The organism is Nitrospirota bacterium, assembly GCA_020846775.1.
Taxonomy (GTDB): Bacteria; Nitrospirota; 9FT-COMBO-42-15; order HDB-SIOI813; family HDB-SIOI813; genus RBG-16-43-11.
In genome coordinates this window covers 205,012-220,431 of the sequence record JADLDG010000023.1, presented here as the reverse complement: position 1 = coordinate 220,431, position 15,420 = coordinate 205,012, and the positions used below count along the sequence as shown (strand labels likewise).

Below are 15,420 nucleotides of genomic sequence, written 5' to 3'. Positions count from 1 at the left end.
CTGCGCCGTTTATAACCCCGCACCTCTCACGGATAAAGGTTTGAAAGAAGCCATTGCCGTTCCTGATAAAAAAGAGCTTGCGAGTGAGGCTGCAAGCTTTCGCCACCCGAGAATTGCTTCAATCGTGCTGGACTTCTCAAGACCCCTCACTCCTGACGAGCTGTCCGTAATAGCGGTGCTTGTCAATCCGGACCTCAAGGCCGTGAGGGCCAGAGAGGAGGTTGCCGGGGCCCAGGTCTTCAGCGCAGGACTATTGCCTGACCCTCAACTCTCTGCCGGCCTTGATCATCCAATAGGCTCGACCCAGGGCCTTGTGAACGCCTATAACGTTGCTTTAAGCTGGAACATTGGCAGCATTATAACCCGATCGTCAGAGCGCCGTGCAGCCATTGCAGAAAGCGAGCAGACCCATTATGATGTAGCATGGCAGGAGTGGATGGTGGCAAACCAGGCCCAACTCCTCGCTGAACGCATGGTGTATCTGGGTAAAAGGGAATCTGTCGCTAACGAGGCTTTGGCCTTCGAACTCCAACTGCTGGAGGCTGCGCGCAGAAGTATCGAGCACGGAGATGCAAAAATAGACGTGGTGGGATTAAGACAGGCCGCATATGTAGACACACATGACACAGCCCTTGCCCTTTCAAGGGAAAAAGAAGCAACCAGACAGGAGTTGAACTATCTTCTGGGGCTGCCTCCTGAGGAATCGGTATCCATTGATGTGAGGCCAATTCATGAGATACCTTCTCTAAATGCCATTGATATATTTGCTTTTGCCAGTCATGAGCGTCTTGATCTGATTGCCCTTCAGAAAGGTTATGAAGCCCAGGAAGAAAGGCTTCACGTGTCCATCCTGGGACAGTACCCGGGCTTCAACCTCGGTTTTAGCCGCGCACGTGGTACAGGCAATGAAAATACCGTGGGGATAGGCGTCAGTATCGATATCCCGGTATTTACCCGTAATCGGGGGGCTATTGCAGTTGCCAGGGCCACCCGCTCTCAACTACGAGTGGAGTACGCTGCCAGGCTGCATCAGGCACGCTCTGATATCTCAAGACTGACAACGGACATTTCAAATATTAACCGCCAAAGAGCGGCTGTGAATGAAGAGCTGCCCGCATTGAGACGCTCAGAGGATGCCATGCGTATTGCTATGGAAAGGGGAGACGTGGATTCAGTCAGCTATGAAGCGGTACGTGCAGCGCTGCTGGACAAGGAGCTGAAGCTTCTGTACCTTGAGCAGGCCGCTTCTGAGCAGCTGATAGCTTTGCAGCTTGCAGCTGGCGCTCCATTGCATTTCATGGAGAAGGAGAAGACTGACAAATGATACCCAAAATAGTTACAAGGCTTCTGCTCATGGTTTTATTCAGTATTTGGTTTTTTGATGCGACCACGGTTGCTGAGGAAGGGACTATTACAGGAAGTGTAGTACTTGTTCGCCTTGCCACCGTTAATTCAATACCGATGTCGCAAAGCATTACCGCATATGGCACAGTAGAGTTTTCACCGGAGTATACCAGGGAATTGAGTTTGCGAGGCGAGGGGATCGTAACGCGAGTCTTCGTCACTGCAGGGGAGCAGGTTCGTAAAGGTACCCCCCTTATTACAGTCCGGCCGACAGCTAATGCCAGTCTCGAAATAGAAAGCGCAAGAATAGCTAAGGAATACTCCCGTAAAGATCTGGACCGTTTGATCAGTCTTCGATCGAGTAATCTTGCCACTAATGCAGAGGTACAGGCAGCGGAGCAGGTACTGGCAAAGGCAGAGGCTATCCTTGCGAATGTAAGCAAGCGAAACATTGGCAACTCCGGACTTACCCTGCGTTCTGAAATGAATGGAGTCGTGGAATCTTTTAGCGTAAAAGAAGGTCAGATCGTCGCTCCGGATGTAGTGCTGCTGCATCTGGCTGACCCGAACAAGCTGCGGGTCAGGTTCGGCGTGGAGGTGGAAGACATAGAACACGTCCGCGAGGGTCAGCGTGTAGATATAACCCCTCTGTATCCAGGGGCTTCTCAGGTTAAGGGGACTATAAGTCAGGTCTACCGGAAGGTTGACCCCGATACACGCCTTGTGGATGCGGTAGTGCCCCTGAAAACTTCGACAGGGATACTACCCGGGGCTATGGTCCGTGGTGAAATTGCTATAAAGTCGGGTGTCAGCGCACTTGCCATACCACGTGAATCCGTCCTCTACAAAAACAGCAGGGCCTACGTCTTCGTGGCCGATAAGGGCAAGGCGCATCTGCGCTGGGTAGATGCCGGAGAGGACAACGGAAAGTTCGTGGAGATACGCAAAGGTCTTTCTGCCGGCGAGATGGTTGTTACGTCTGGAAACTACGAACTGGACGATGGAATGGCCATACGTCAGGAAAGTCATAAATGATCGGTCCATGGCTTCAGAGACATACCCGCTCACTGCTTTTTCTTCTTGTGGTACTCGTCGTTGGCGGTGTATTTACATCAGGGAGCCTGCCGGTAGCTCTATTTCCAGATATCCGGTTTCCACGTATCGTAGTAAGCATAGACTCAGGGGATCGCCCGGTTGACAGAATGGTGGTGGAGATAGTACAGCCTCTCGAGCAGGCTCTGAGGAGCGTCCCTGATGTGCAGGGGATCCGCTCCACGAGCAGCCGCGGTTCGGCAGACCTTTCGGTGAACTTAGCCTGGGGAAGCGATATGACGGCGGCGCTTCTGCAGGTAGAATCAGCCGTAAGCCGGGAGCTTTCCAGCCTGCCAGCCGGCACGTCTTTCTCGGCCAGGCGAATGGACCCGACTGTCTTCCCTGTTCTGGGTCTTTCGCTCACATCGAACGACCGGGAGCCCGTCAGCCTTCGGGATTTCGCCTACTTCCAGATAAGGCCGCTGATCTCGTCCATACCCGGGATCGCCGGGGTGGAAATACTGGGAGGAAATCAGGCAGAATACCAGGTGATGGCAGATCCGGCGCGGCTGAGGGCATCGGGACTCACCCTCAAGGACGTTGCTATGGCGCTCTCAGCAAACAACGTAGTGACGGCTGTAGGTCGTATAGAAGACCATTATCGTCTTTATCTGGTGCTCTCTGATACAAGCCTTAAAAACCTTGACGACATCAGACATACTATTTTGAAAAGCGGCGCCAATGGCATAGTAGAGCTTGGAGATGTCGCTGATGTGCACTCTGGCTATATCCCGCAGTGGAGCCGCGTCACGGCAAATGGCAGGGACGCCGTACTCATGAACGTTATGCAGCAGCCGGGGGACAACACGGTCGCGATAGTGAGGAGTGTAAGAGCCCGTTTGTCTGATTTCAGCGGCCAGATTCCGGCGGACATAAGTATAAAACCTTACTACGACCAGTCCGAGCTGGTGGTCTCGTCCGCCATCAGCGTACGCGATGCCATTTTAATAGGTGCGGCGCTCGCAGCACTTATACTCTTTTTCTTTCTGCGTAATCTGAGGATCACACTGATCATAGCCGTTGTCCTTCCGAGCGTGTTGGCGGCCACGGTGCTTCTTCTGCACGCACTCAATATGAGTTTCAATATCATGACGCTTGGCGGCATGGCAGCGGCAGTAGGTCTGATAGTTGATGACGGGGTGGTGATGGTCGAGTACATCATGCGACGGATGAGTGAAGGGGAAAAAGGAGAAAAGCCAGCGCACGGACCGGTACTGAGCGCGGCTACTGAGATGTTGAGACCGCTATCCGGGTCATCTCTTGCAACCGTTATTGTCTTTCTTCCCCTTGCATTCCTGGGCGGGGTTACGGGCGGCTTTTTCAAGGCGTTAGCCGTCACGATGGCCTCCAGCCTTGTCATATCTTTTTTTGTGGCCTTTTTGGCTATTCCTTTGTTAGGTGATATCTTTTTGAAAAGTAGAGATGCCGAGCGCATGGAAACGGCCGGCAGGATGCTGAGGTACATGCACAGGAAATACAGCCTGCTTATGAGCGGCTTTCTAAAACGGAACCGCCTGGTCCTGCCCATCATCATATTGCTCTGCGCCGCTGGCTACATCTCATATTCACGGGTAGGTTCGGGCTTCATGCCGCACATGGACGAAGGTGGTTTTATTCTCGACTACAAGGCCGCTCCTGGCACATCTCTGTCTGAAACGGACAGGCTATTGCGTCAGGTAGAGGAGATTGTCACCAATACGCCGGAAGTAGATACCTACTCAAGGCGTACAGGACTGCAATTGGGAGGAGGTCTGACTGAGGCTAACGAAGGAGATTTTTTTATACATCTTAAGCCATTCCCGCGAAGGGACATCGAGACCATCATGTCCGAGGTCCGAAGACGAATTGAGACCGGAGTTCCGGGGCTCAGGATAGAGACCCTCCAGCTCATGGAAGACCTCATCGGAGACCTGACTGCGGTACCCCAGCCTATAGAGATCAAGATTTTCAGCGACGACCCTTCTGTACTCATGAAAATAGCCCCTCAGGTGGCAGAACGTATAGGCAGGATACCTGGAGTTGTAGAGGTCTTTGACGGCATAAAAATAGTCGGAGATGCTATCGAAATACGTATTGACAGGGTCAGGGCAGCCCTCGAAGGTCTTGATCCGGATGCCGTGACCGGGCAGATCAGCGAACAGCTCGGTGGAGATGTTGCCAGCCAGGTTCAGTCCGGAGAAAAGATGGTGGGCGTGAGGGTCTGGCCGCCTTCGAACCTGCGTGACCGCATACAGCTAATTGATGAACTGCTTCTAAAGTCTCCGGGCGGTCACTACCTGCCCTTAAAGAGGGTGGCGAGCATAAGTATTGCTGAAGGACAGGTCCAGGTAGACCGTGAGAATCTTAAGCAAATGATCGCCGTGACAGGCCGAATAGAAGGGAGGGACCTGGGCTCGACCATGAGGGACATAAAGTCCTCTATGAGCGGGATGAAGCTGCCGGTGGGGAGCTATATCGAGTACGGCGGGCTGTACATGGAGCAACAGAAGTCTTTTCGTGACCTGCTTATGGTTTTTGTAAGTGCTGTTCTACTGGTGGGGATTCTCCTGCTTTTCCTCTATGAACGGTTTGTGGTGGTACTGAGCATCCTTTTTACGACCCTCCTTTCGCTGAGCGGCTCTTTTCTCGGTCTCTGGCTTACAGGCACCGAGCTTAACATCTCTGCGATGATGGGCATCACAATGATAGTTGGCATCGTTACTGAGATCGCCATCTTCTATTTTGCCGAGCTCGATGATATTACTGTAAATGAACCCGGTCTGCTTATAACCGCAGGAATCATGAGAATGCGCCCAATCCTCATGACATCTATTATAGCTATTCTGGCGCTCATGCCTCTGGCTTTAAAAATTGGCTCCGGATCTGCGATGCAGGCTCCTCTTGCAATTGCCATCATATCGGGACTTTTATTGGCTGTACCGCTCGTTCTGATGGTTATGCCTGCACTTTACTTATTACTTAATTTCGTTTTAAATAATTCGAAAACGCGTATAAGGCAATCACGGTCCGGACTATGACGGAAAGGCTTCTAAGAACTCGAAATAAATCAGAGGAGAAAAAGATATGAGACAACAAACATATGAAATCGGAATGATTGGTCTTGGCGTAATGGGGCGCAACCTGACACTAAATATAGCGGATCATGGGTACTCAGTCAGCGGTTATGATAAGGATTTGTCAAAGGTTCTGAAACTTCAAACAGAGACCGGAAGCCGTGCAATCCATGCCGCGAAAGGACTGAAGGAATTTGTCAGCGCACTTTCCAGACCGCGTATCATTATGATGATGGTCCCTGCCGGGAAAGTGGTTGACAACGTGATCAATGATTTGATGCCTGAGATAGAAAGAGGCGATCTCATCATTGATGCAGGCAACTCACATTTCAAAGATACGGACCTGCGTTCGAAGTCGCTTGCTGAAATCGGAATATTGTATATGGGGGTCGGAGTATCCGGCGGCGAGGAAGGAGCGAGGCACGGTCCAAGCCTTATGCCGGGTGGTCCTAAAGAAGCCTACGAGCGTGTCAGACCTGTCTTTGAGGCAATTGCAGCACGCGTGGCAGGAGTGCCCTGTTCTGCCTATCTCGGGCCGGGTTCAGCTGGTCATTACGTCAAAATGGTCCACAATGGAATCGAATACGGTTTGATGCAGTTGATAGCTGAATCTTACGACCTGATGAAACGCGGCCTTAAACTGTCTGATGATGAGTTATCTGTTGTTTATAGTCAATGGAATGATGCCGAACTCAATTCGTATCTGATAGAAATAACGTCAAACATTTTCCGTAAGGTTGATGAACGAACCGGGAAGAAGCTCCTCGATATGATCCTGGATAAAGCCGGACAAAAAGGCACAGGGATGTGGGCATCACAAGATGCTATGGACATACGGGTTCCTATACCGGTAATAGATGCAGCTGTCGCCGTTAGAAATATGTCAGCCATGAAAACTGAACGAGAGACAGCCAGCAGTAAACTTGTATTGCACCTTCCGCAATTTGACGGTGATCAGGCTGTATTTCTTACCCGGCTCAAAGGCGCAATCTATGCCTCAATGATAATCACATATGCCCAGGGTTTGGCTCAGCTTCGCATTGCCTCCCAAAAATATGACTTCAATATAGAACTGGAAAATGTGGCGCTCATCTGGCGTGGCGGCTGCATTATCCGGGCCGCGTTACTCGAAGATATCCGGGCTGCGTTTCAATCTCACCCTGATCTGCCGAACCTGCTCAATGATGAATATCTTAGCAAGGTAGTTATTTCCAAAGATGAAGATTTGCGCTCTGTCGTAGGCCAGGCTGCAAGACTTGGTATTCCAGTTCCAGGACTGATGGCGTCCCTTGCCTATTTCGATTCATACCGCAGCGCCTGGCTTCCCGCAAACCTGATACAAGCCCAGCGTGATGATTTCGGCGCACACACTTACGAGCGTGTTGATGAGAATCGTTATTTCCATACAAACTGGGAACATGGTTAATTGAAGAAGCGGTTTAATGCCATATTCATTTATAGAGCATTGGGGTGCGCTTTAACTGTTTGCACTCACCTCTGGAAATAAGGTAAAATTAGGGTTACTTCTGCAATCATTGCAACGACATACCGTATATCAGCAACTGGAGAAGGGGGCTGACCCATGAATATGCTCAAACAACGGAACCATGGTGCGGTGGTCTCGGTACGGGGCAGCGTCGTGGATATACGGTTCGACACACATTTGCCGCCCATTTATTCTTTACTGTATGCACATGAGGGGAAAATTGCCATTGAGGTGTTAGCTCAACTGGATGATCGTCATGTGCGAGGGATCGCTCTGACCCCAACCCAGGGCCTCGCACGCGGAATTGTGGTGGAAGACACAGGCGGACCGTTGAAGGCGCCGGTCGGTAAGGGAATTCTATCGCGAATGTTCGATGTGTTCGGGAACGCCATAGACCGTAAAGCGGTACCCGGCGATGTTCAATGGAGACCGGTGCACCAGTCTCCGCCTCCGCTTGAACGGCGTTCCACCAAATCCGAGATCTTCGAAACGGGAATCAAGGTCATTGACGTGCTGGTGCCGCTTGAGCGCGGCGGAAAAGCCGGTCTTTTCGGCGGGGCGGGGGTTGGCAAGACGGTGTTGCTCACTGAAATGATCCACAATATGATCAAACACCAGGAGGGTGTAAGTATTTTTTGCGGGATAGGCGAACGGTGCCGGGAAGGTGAGGAGCTTTACCGGGAGATGAAGGAAGCCGGTGTGCTGCCGAACATGGTGATGGTGTTCGGTCAGATGAACGAGCCGCCGGGCAGCCGGTGCCGCGTGGGCCATGCGGCGCTTACGATGGCCGAGTATTTCCGGGACGACGAGCACCGCGATGTGCTGTTGTTGATTGATAATATTTTCCGCTTCATCCAGGCTGGTATGGAGGTGTCCGGTTTAATGGGTCAAATGCCGTCGCGTTTGGGCTATCAGCCCACCATGGGCACTGAGCTGTCGCGGTTGGAGGAGCGCATCGCCAACACCGATGCAGGAGCTATCACGTCCATTCAGGCAGTGTATGTGCCGGCGGACGATCTGACCGATCCGGCGGCGGTGCATACTTTTTCGCATCTATCGGCCTCCATCGTGCTTTCGCGCAAGCGGGCGGGTGAAGGCTTTTACCCGGCTATTGATCTGCTGCAATCCAATTCCAAAATGGCGACGCCAGGAATTGTGGGTGACAGGCATTATCGGCTGGCAAAGGAAATCAGGCGGACACTCGCTCAGTATGAGGACCTCAAGGACGTTATCGCCATGCTCGGTCTGGAGCAATTGTCCCCTGACGACCGAAAGCTGGTCGCGCGCGCCAGGCGTCTGGAGAGATTTCTTACTCAGCCGTTTTTCGCAACAGAGCAATTTACCGGCCTCAAAGGAAAGTTAGTCAGCCGCAAAGACTCGCTTGACGGCTGTGAAAGAATTTTGGCCGATGAATTCAAAGACTACCCGGAGAGCGCGCTCTACATGATTGGGACGATTAGTGAAGTCAAGGGAAAAGCGAAATCAGGCCTCCCGCAGCAGGATCCGTTATGAAACCGCACCTGAGATCTGAACAGGAGGTCGAGCATGCAGCAGCCGACGCTCATGAACCTTAAGATTCTCCTGCCGTTTGGAGTTTTTGCAGAGAATAGCGGCGTTTCGCGCATCGTTGCAGAGACCAGCGAGGGCTCGTTCGGTCTCTTGCCTCACCGACTCGATTGTGCGGCGGCGCTGGCGCCCGGGATACTGATCTACGAAAATGACGAAAAAAGGGAGGTGTACGTGGCCGTAGATGAAGGGGTGTTGGTCAAGACCGGAATGGACGTGTTCGTCTCCGTGCGAAACGCAATCAGTGGAACGGATCTCGGCAAATTGCGTGAGGCGGTGGAGCAGGAGTTTCTGAACCTGAACGAACGGGAGCAGATCGTTCGCTCAGTGATAGCAAAAATGGAGAGCGGTTTCATCCGGCGTTTGGTGGAGTTTAGGCATGATTGAAAAATCGCAAAATAAGCACTTGAAGCCGAAGCCGTCTCTCAGTCAGGAGGTCGGAGCAAAGGCGGATCGTAAACTCAAGGCGCGTAAATCAACCCAGGGTGTCTGGTTCGGCCTGGGCATGATGGGGCTTATCGGCTGGTCGGTGGTGGTCCCGACGCTGCTCGGAGCGCTGCTCGGCATCTGGCTGGACAAGCGCTATCCTGGAGGCCATTCCTGGACGTTGACCCTGCTGGTCGCAGGCCTCGTCATCGGTTGTTTGAATGCATGGCATTGGGTGGCCAGGGAAGACAGGGCAATACGGGATGAACAGGAGGACAATGATGATTGAAGTTTTGAGTCTGGTGTTGGCTTTGATGACCGGCGGTTTGCTTGGTGCGATGTTTTTTTATAGCCTTTGGTGGACGATTAAGAAGGGGATTTCGTCCAAACATCCGGCGTTTTGGTTCTTCGGCAGTCTGTTGCTGCGAACAAGCGTAGCCCTGGCTGGATTTTATTTTGTTTCCGGCGGTCATTGGGAGCGGCTGCTGGTGTGTATCCTTGGATTTGTCATTGCGCGTTTTATCGTGACGCGGCTTACCGGATCGCCGGTCGAACACTACAAATCCCCGGAGAAGGAGGTCGGTCATACGCCTTAGTCCCGATGAGATAGTCTTCTGGCAACACGGATTTCTCAAACTCAACGGCACCATTGTCTTCACGTGGGGATTGATGCTCGCACTGGCCGCAGGTTCTAAGGTCATTACGCGCAAATTTACCACAGATATGAAACGTTCTCATTGGCAGAACCTTGTGGAGATCGTCGTTACCAGCATCGAGAAGCAAATTGAAGAGGTAGGCCTGAGTAAGCCGAGGAGATATCTCGGTTTTCTGGGAACTCTCTTTCTGTTCGTTGCCGCATCCAGTCTCTCCACCGTCATTCCCGGCTGCGAGCCGCCGACCGGCTCGCTCTCGACAACGGCTGCTCTAGCGCTGTGCGTGTTTGTTGCCGTGCCCTTCTTCGGAATCGAGGAACAGGGGGTTGGCAACTACCTCAAATCCTATGTAAAACCGACGTTCATCATGCTGCCTTTTAACCTCATCAGCGAGATTTCGCGTACACTGGCCCTGGCAGTACGTTTATTCGGCAACATGATGAGCGGGGCGATGATCATCGGTATTCTGGTAACTATTGCGCCCTTTATCTTCCCGGTCGTCATGACGGGGCTCGGCCTGCTTACCGGCATGGTTCAGGCCTATATCTTCTCAATCCTGGCCACGGTGTACATTGCGGCAGCCACTCAAGTCCGTAAGCCAAAGCCTGAAAAGACGGTAAAAAAGTGAGACATTAACAATAACAACAAAAGGAGAAACAATGGATAACATGACTATTATCGCGGTGGCATCAATCGTCATTGCCGGAATCACCACCGCCTTCGGTACCATGGGGCCTGCTCTGGCGGAAGGAAGGGCGGTCACAACGGCTCTGAGTTCGCTGGCCCAGCAGCCCGATGCCTCCGCTACCATTACCCGGACATTGTTCGTGGGTCTGGCGATGATTGAGTCCACGGCAATTTACTGCTTCGTGGTCTCGATGATTCTCATCTTCGCCAATCCGTTCTGGAACTACGTCATAGCCCAGGGTACAGGAAAGTAAACCTGTGTTAATCGATTGGTTCACGGTTGGAGCACAGGCTCTCAACTTTCTCATCCTGGTGTGGCTGATGAAACGCTTCCTTTACAAACCCATTCTCAGCGCAATTGATGAGCGGGAGAAGAGGATCGTCGCGGAGCTTGCGAATGCCGACAAGAAAAAGGAAGAGGCCCGAAAGGAGCGCGACGAGTTCCGGCGCAGGAATGAGGAGTTCGACCATCAACGTGAGGTGCTTTTGAGCAAAGCGACAGACGATGCTGAAGCCGAACATCAGCGGCTCCTCAAAGAGGCTCGGGCGGCGGCCGATGCCATGGCTGCCATGCGGATGGACAAGATGAGAATTGACGAACATAACTTACATCAGGCAATCAGCCTCCGGACACAGCAGGAAGTATTTGCCATCGCACGAAAGGCTCTGGCGGATCTTGCAACGACGAGTCTGGAAGAGCGAATGAGTGAAGTGTTCACTCAACGATTGCGTGAAATGGATGGCCAGGCTAAGTCGGATCTCGCCGAGTCTCTTAAATCGGCATTCGGGCCAGCGCTCGTACGCAGCGCATTTGATTTGCCTGCTGAGCAACGCGAGACGATACAAAAAGCGATCAACGAAACCTTTTCTACTAAAATCCCCGTCCGGTTCGAGACCGCGCCGGACCTGATCGGCGGCATAGAACTCTTCACGAATGGACAAAAGGTGGCGTGGAACATCGCGGATTACTTGTCGTCGCTGGAAAAGGGTATCGAAGAACTTCTGCAGGAGAATTCCGATGCCATGCCTAAGTCTGAAAAAGAGAGTCAATGAATATGGAGCCCGAGAGCCTTCAAACCATTATTGACAGAGCGTTTGCCGGAATGCGCCAGGCACGGGAAGCATTCACACCGCAACTGATGCCACGGGAGGTGGGCACGATCACAAGCGTCGCCACCGGCATCGCCAAGGTGTCGGGTCTTCCCGGCGTGGGCTATGATGAATTGGTGATATTTCCCGGTGATGTGTCTGGCATAGCGTTCAATGTGGACGCGGACGAGATCGGAGTTGTTCTGCTCGGCGAATGCTGGCATCTCCATGCCGGGGATGAAGTCCAGCGCACGGGCCGGGTAATGGACGTGGCCGTGGGCGATGAATTGCTGGGGCGCGTCGTTGACCCGCTGGGACGTCCTCTCGATGGCAAAGGTGTGCTGACCTCCAGCAAGCGCCTGCCCGTCGAACGCCCCGCCCCGTCCATCATGGATCGTGCGCCCGTTACGGCTCCTCTCCAGACCGGTATAAAAGTCATTGATGCGCTCATTCCAGTTGGGCGCGGACAGCGCGAGTTGATTCTCGGCGACCGCCAGACGGGCAAGTCCGCTATTGCCATAGACACAATCCTCAATCAGCGCGGACAAAATGTCCTTTGTGTCTATTGCGCTATAGGTCAACGCTCATCTGCCGTGGCTAAGGCCGTGGCAACATTGCGGGAAAGGGGAGCGATGGATTACACAGTAATCGTCGTGACCGAGGGCAACGACCCGCCGGGACTCTCATACGTTGCTCCCTACGCCGCTACCAGCATCGCGGAGTTTTTCATGGAAGAGGGCCGGGATGTGCTGATCGTCTATGACGACCTTACCCATCATGCCCGCGCATACCGCGAACTATCTCTATTGCTGCGACGTCCACCCGGTCGCGAGGCCTTTCCCGGCGACATATTTTATATCCACTCTCGGCTGCTTGAACGGGCTACGCACTTGCGAAAAGAACTCGGCGGAGGTTCTCTCACGGCCCTGCCCATTGTCGAGACTGAAGCGCAAAACATTTCCGCATATATTCCGACCAACCTGATATCTATTACGGATGGGCAGATCTACCTCTCTCCATCTCTGTTTGAATTGGACGTGCTTCCAGCGGTAGATGTCGGAAAATCCGTTTCGCGCGTCGGCGGCAAGGCGCAGCGGGCGGCCTACCGTGAAGTGGCGGGAGACCTCAAGCTGGCCTTTGCGCAGTTTGAGGAACTCGAAACCTTTTCCCGGTTCGGGGCACGCCTGGATGCAGACACCCGCAAGATCATCGAGCACGGTAGGCGTATTCGCACCTGTTTTAAACAGCCTGAATCAGTCCCCGCGTCCGTGCCCGCGCAAATCACTGTCCTGCTGGCTTTGACCGCAAGACTGTTTGACAGCGTGCCAATTGACCGTATGACTGACGCCGAGCGTGCCCTGCAGGAGGCTGCGGATATTCCGGCCGAAGTGTTCGGTCGCATAGATACCGCTGATAAATTGAGCGACGAGGATCGTGAAACGATCATCCAAATCGCCCGCAAAGCTCTCGCTGATTTCCAATCCAATCCTAAATCCGGAGAGAAATCATGAGCGACACCACGGCGAGTCTGCGCCGACAGATCACAAGAGCCGGGGATCTCCAGTCCGTCGTCCGAACTATGAAGGCCATAGCCGCGTCGAGCATAGGACAGTACGAGCAATCGGTGCGCGCGTTGGGCGACTACTATCGTACAGTGGAGCTGGGGTTGGTTGCGTGCTTTCGGGAAAGCGGTCCGAGGACGGTAATTCCGGAACGGAATAGACAAACAGTTTCAGGTGCGATCACTGCCGTTGTGTTCGGTTCAGACCAGGGACTGGTTGGCCAGTTTAATGATGTGGTTGCAAATTTTGCTATAGAAACACTGTCTGCGCTGCCTGCGAAACCCGTTATCTGGGCCGTCGGAGAGCGCGTCCATGCGCGTCTGGCAGATGCGGGCCTTCCGCCGATGGGACTCTACACCGTGCCTAATTCCGTCAAGGCAATCACCCCGCTGGTCGGGCGGATCCTCGTGGAAAGTGAGGCGCAACGAGGCCGGGATGAGGTTGCCGAACTCTACTTATTCCACAATCGCCCCGGGAACGAGGCTATTTATACACCCGTCAGTCAGAAACTGCTGCCGCTGGACGATAACTGGCGAAGCAAGCACGCCGGACTTCCCTGGCCGACTATAAACTTGCCCGAGGTCATGAGCTCAGGAACTGTGACCTTGCGGGCGCTTATCAGGGAATATCTTTTTGTCTCGCTCTTCCGGGCGTGCGCAGAATCCCTCGCGAGCGAGAACGCGAGCCGCCTGGCGGCGATGCAGCGCGCCGACAAAAACATCGGCGAATTGCTGGAAAACCTTGGCGGGGTTTTCCATCGTCTGCGCCAGAGCGGCATAGACGAAGAACTGTTTGAAGTCATCTCCGGTTTCGAAGCGCTGAGCGCAGAGGGAAAATGATTTGCACAGGTATAGCTGCCGTCCATGGCTGGAAGGATGAACGGCAGCATACTCTCTATTTCCCCCAGTAATGGTAATATTTACCCTTATGTCTTTCGCACTCTTTTACCAGCTCTATCAGTTTTTCTCTCTGTTTCGGTGTCAGGGAAGCATGAAATGCGGCCAGCCGTTCAACGAAAAGGGAAATGGTTTCATCAAGCCGTGCCTCTTCTTTCCTTATGACCTCTTTCAAATTTTCCTGATCAATCTTTTCCTGCCCCAACTGGTTGATCAGCTCCTCATGTATTGTCATCCTTGATTGATGCAGCTCCTTCCTTTTTTTAAGAAGCTCATCCTTGAATGAATTAAGTTCTGTCTTCTGCACGTCACTTAACTCCAGCTTTGATGCAATCTTCGCCGTGATCCATTCGGCACGCTGCTCAGGAGACCGGTGTCTGCATCCGGACAGGAACCCTAATCCGGATATAAGTACTAAAACCAGTACGATATGATACAACCTTGTGCTCTTCATAACTCAACCCTCCTATAAAAAATGGTCCTATATCAGCATATGATATCATGATAATTTATTATACCTCATTTTAACGATTGATGCTTTTAATAGTTCCTCTCCCCGATCCCAATTCACAGGTTAAAGAACATCTTGACAGCTCAGATCATGGTTAGTAGAATGAGTCTCAAAAAAATGGAAACGATAGATAAGATAAAGGCACATTACAACTTCACGTCCGGGGACACAAAGAACCTTCTGCGGTTGAAGCCCGTTATGAGCGGCTACGTGGACGAGTTTGTGGAAGAGTTTTATCATTACGTCAAGAACTTTGAGGAGGCGCACAGGTTTTTAAAGGACGATGCGACCATCAAGAGGCATCAGGACGCGCTGAAAATGTGGTTCTTAAACTTATTTTCCGGAGACTACGGCGCACGTTACTTCAGCATGCTTGAGAAGGTCGGAATGATGCATGTCAAGATAACCCTTCCGGCGCACTATGTGAACTCGGCCTTTCATTTTGTAAAAAACTACACAAAGGATATAGTCAAGAGGGAGATTAAGGACCACGAAGATATGCTCTATCTTGAGCGGTCTGTAGAGAAGATTCTCGATATAAACCTTGATGTATTTACGAGCTCCTATATTGAAGAGGAGAAGAAGTTCTTCCTTTCGCAAAAGGTGGAGTCGTATCTCGTGCTGCTCGCCAACAGGTTTTCTCATGGGTTCAACCTCGTCCTTGTCATCGGCCTTTTAGCCCTCGGATTCCTGGTCATCGGCCTTTTCGGGTACGACCTGTACCATGTGATGGACGGCAATCTGGAAAAAGGCCTTCTCGGCACACTTGGAAGCCTTCTCATGCTCTGGGTGGTTATAGAGCTCATTGACACGGAGATAAAGCACTTGAGGGGCGGCAAGTTTGCCATAAAGGTCTTCATCAACGTCGCCTTTGTCGCCACGATACGTGAGATTCTGGTGACAAGCCTTAAACACGAGGCAGTGGAGTATCAGGTCTCCCTGGTGGCGACCGTGGCTGTTTTGGGAGCAGTCTACTGGCTTGTTGCCAAGGCTGAAAAGAGCTGAAGCAGGAACTCCATTCCTCTCTTGACCTCACGATATCCAATGTTGACTGA

General features: G+C 52.4%; 15 protein-coding genes. 14 read left to right on the top strand and 1 reads right to left on the bottom strand.

Translation table 11 applies throughout. From position 1 onward, the window contains the following. Nucleotides 1-40: 40 nt before the first annotated feature. The 13 genes from IT392_03740 to IT392_03680 all read left to right on the top strand — a co-directional run bounded on the left by IT392_03740 (nt 41) and on the right by IT392_03680 (nt 13,797). On the top strand, nt 41-1,324 hold the full coding sequence (locus IT392_03740) for a TolC family protein (GenBank protein MCC6543598.1): 1,284 nt from the start codon (nt 41-43) through the stop codon (nt 1,322-1,324). Next, complete coding sequence (locus IT392_03735) at nt 1,321-2,379, top strand: efflux RND transporter periplasmic adaptor subunit (protein MCC6543597.1); 1,059 nt, start codon at nt 1,321-1,323, stop codon at nt 2,377-2,379. The genes IT392_03740 and IT392_03735 overlap by 4 nt, the downstream gene beginning before the upstream one ends. Next, nucleotides 2,376-5,453, top strand: a complete 3,078-nt coding sequence (locus tag IT392_03730; GenBank protein MCC6543596.1) for an efflux RND transporter permease subunit — start codon at nt 2,376-2,378, stop codon at nt 5,451-5,453. The genes IT392_03735 and IT392_03730 overlap by 4 nt, the downstream gene beginning before the upstream one ends. 46 nt (nt 5,454-5,499) lie before the next feature. Next, the gene (gndA, locus tag IT392_03725; GenBank protein MCC6543595.1) at nt 5,500-6,915 is read left to right on the top strand and encodes an NADP-dependent phosphogluconate dehydrogenase; all 1,416 of its coding nucleotides are present in this window, start codon (nt 5,500-5,502) and stop codon (nt 6,913-6,915) included. A gap of 156 nt (nt 6,916-7,071) precedes the next feature. Then, nucleotides 7,072-8,487, top strand: coding sequence for a F0F1 ATP synthase subunit beta (locus tag IT392_03720; GenBank protein ID MCC6543594.1), 1,416 nt, complete (start codon nt 7,072-7,074; stop codon nt 8,485-8,487). Nucleotides 8,488-8,538: 51 nt separating this feature from the next. Next, nucleotides 8,539-8,928, top strand: coding sequence for a F0F1 ATP synthase subunit epsilon (locus IT392_03715; protein ID MCC6543593.1), 390 nt, complete (start codon nt 8,539-8,541; stop codon nt 8,926-8,928). After that, on the top strand, nt 8,921-9,256 hold the full coding sequence (locus IT392_03710) for an AtpZ/AtpI family protein (GenBank protein MCC6543592.1): 336 nt from the start codon (nt 8,921-8,923) through the stop codon (nt 9,254-9,256). The genes IT392_03715 and IT392_03710 overlap by 8 nt, the downstream gene beginning before the upstream one ends. Next, nucleotides 9,249-9,563 (top strand): ATP synthase subunit I, encoded by a 315-nt coding sequence (locus IT392_03705; protein MCC6543591.1) that lies wholly within the window; start codon nt 9,249-9,251, stop codon nt 9,561-9,563. Before IT392_03710 ends, IT392_03705 begins: the two co-directional genes overlap by 8 nt. Continuing rightward, a complete protein-coding gene (locus IT392_03700; GenBank protein MCC6543590.1) occupies nt 9,553-10,248 on the top strand; it encodes a F0F1 ATP synthase subunit A in 696 nt (231 codons plus the stop codon). The genes IT392_03705 and IT392_03700 overlap by 11 nt, the downstream gene beginning before the upstream one ends. A gap of 31 nt (nt 10,249-10,279) precedes the next feature. Then, nucleotides 10,280-10,561, top strand: a complete 282-nt coding sequence (locus tag IT392_03695) for a F0F1 ATP synthase subunit C (GenBank protein ID MCC6543589.1) — start codon at nt 10,280-10,282, stop codon at nt 10,559-10,561. 4 nt (nt 10,562-10,565) lie between these two features. After that, complete coding sequence (locus IT392_03690) at nt 10,566-11,360, top strand: F0F1 ATP synthase subunit delta (protein MCC6543588.1); 795 nt, start codon at nt 10,566-10,568, stop codon at nt 11,358-11,360. Next, on the top strand, nt 11,357-12,907 hold the full coding sequence (locus IT392_03685) for an alternate F1F0 ATPase, F1 subunit alpha (protein ID MCC6543587.1): 1,551 nt from the start codon (nt 11,357-11,359) through the stop codon (nt 12,905-12,907). Before IT392_03690 ends, IT392_03685 begins: the two co-directional genes overlap by 4 nt. Beyond that, nucleotides 12,904-13,797, top strand: a complete 894-nt coding sequence (locus IT392_03680; GenBank protein ID MCC6543586.1) for a F0F1 ATP synthase subunit gamma — start codon at nt 12,904-12,906, stop codon at nt 13,795-13,797. The genes IT392_03685 and IT392_03680 overlap by 4 nt, the downstream gene beginning before the upstream one ends. Before the next feature lie 55 nt (nt 13,798-13,852). Here the strand turns inward: IT392_03680 and IT392_03675 are convergent, their stop codons facing one another. Then, complete coding sequence (locus tag IT392_03675; GenBank protein MCC6543585.1) at nt 13,853-14,308, bottom strand: Spy/CpxP family protein refolding chaperone; 456 nt, start codon at nt 14,306-14,308, stop codon at nt 13,853-13,855. Nucleotides 14,309-14,482: 174 nt separating this feature from the next. Between IT392_03675 and IT392_03670 the strand changes: the two genes are divergently transcribed. After that, on the top strand, nt 14,483-15,370 hold the full coding sequence (locus IT392_03670; GenBank protein ID MCC6543584.1) for a phosphate-starvation-inducible PsiE family protein: 888 nt from the start codon (nt 14,483-14,485) through the stop codon (nt 15,368-15,370). Nucleotides 15,371-15,420 lie beyond the last annotated feature (50 nt).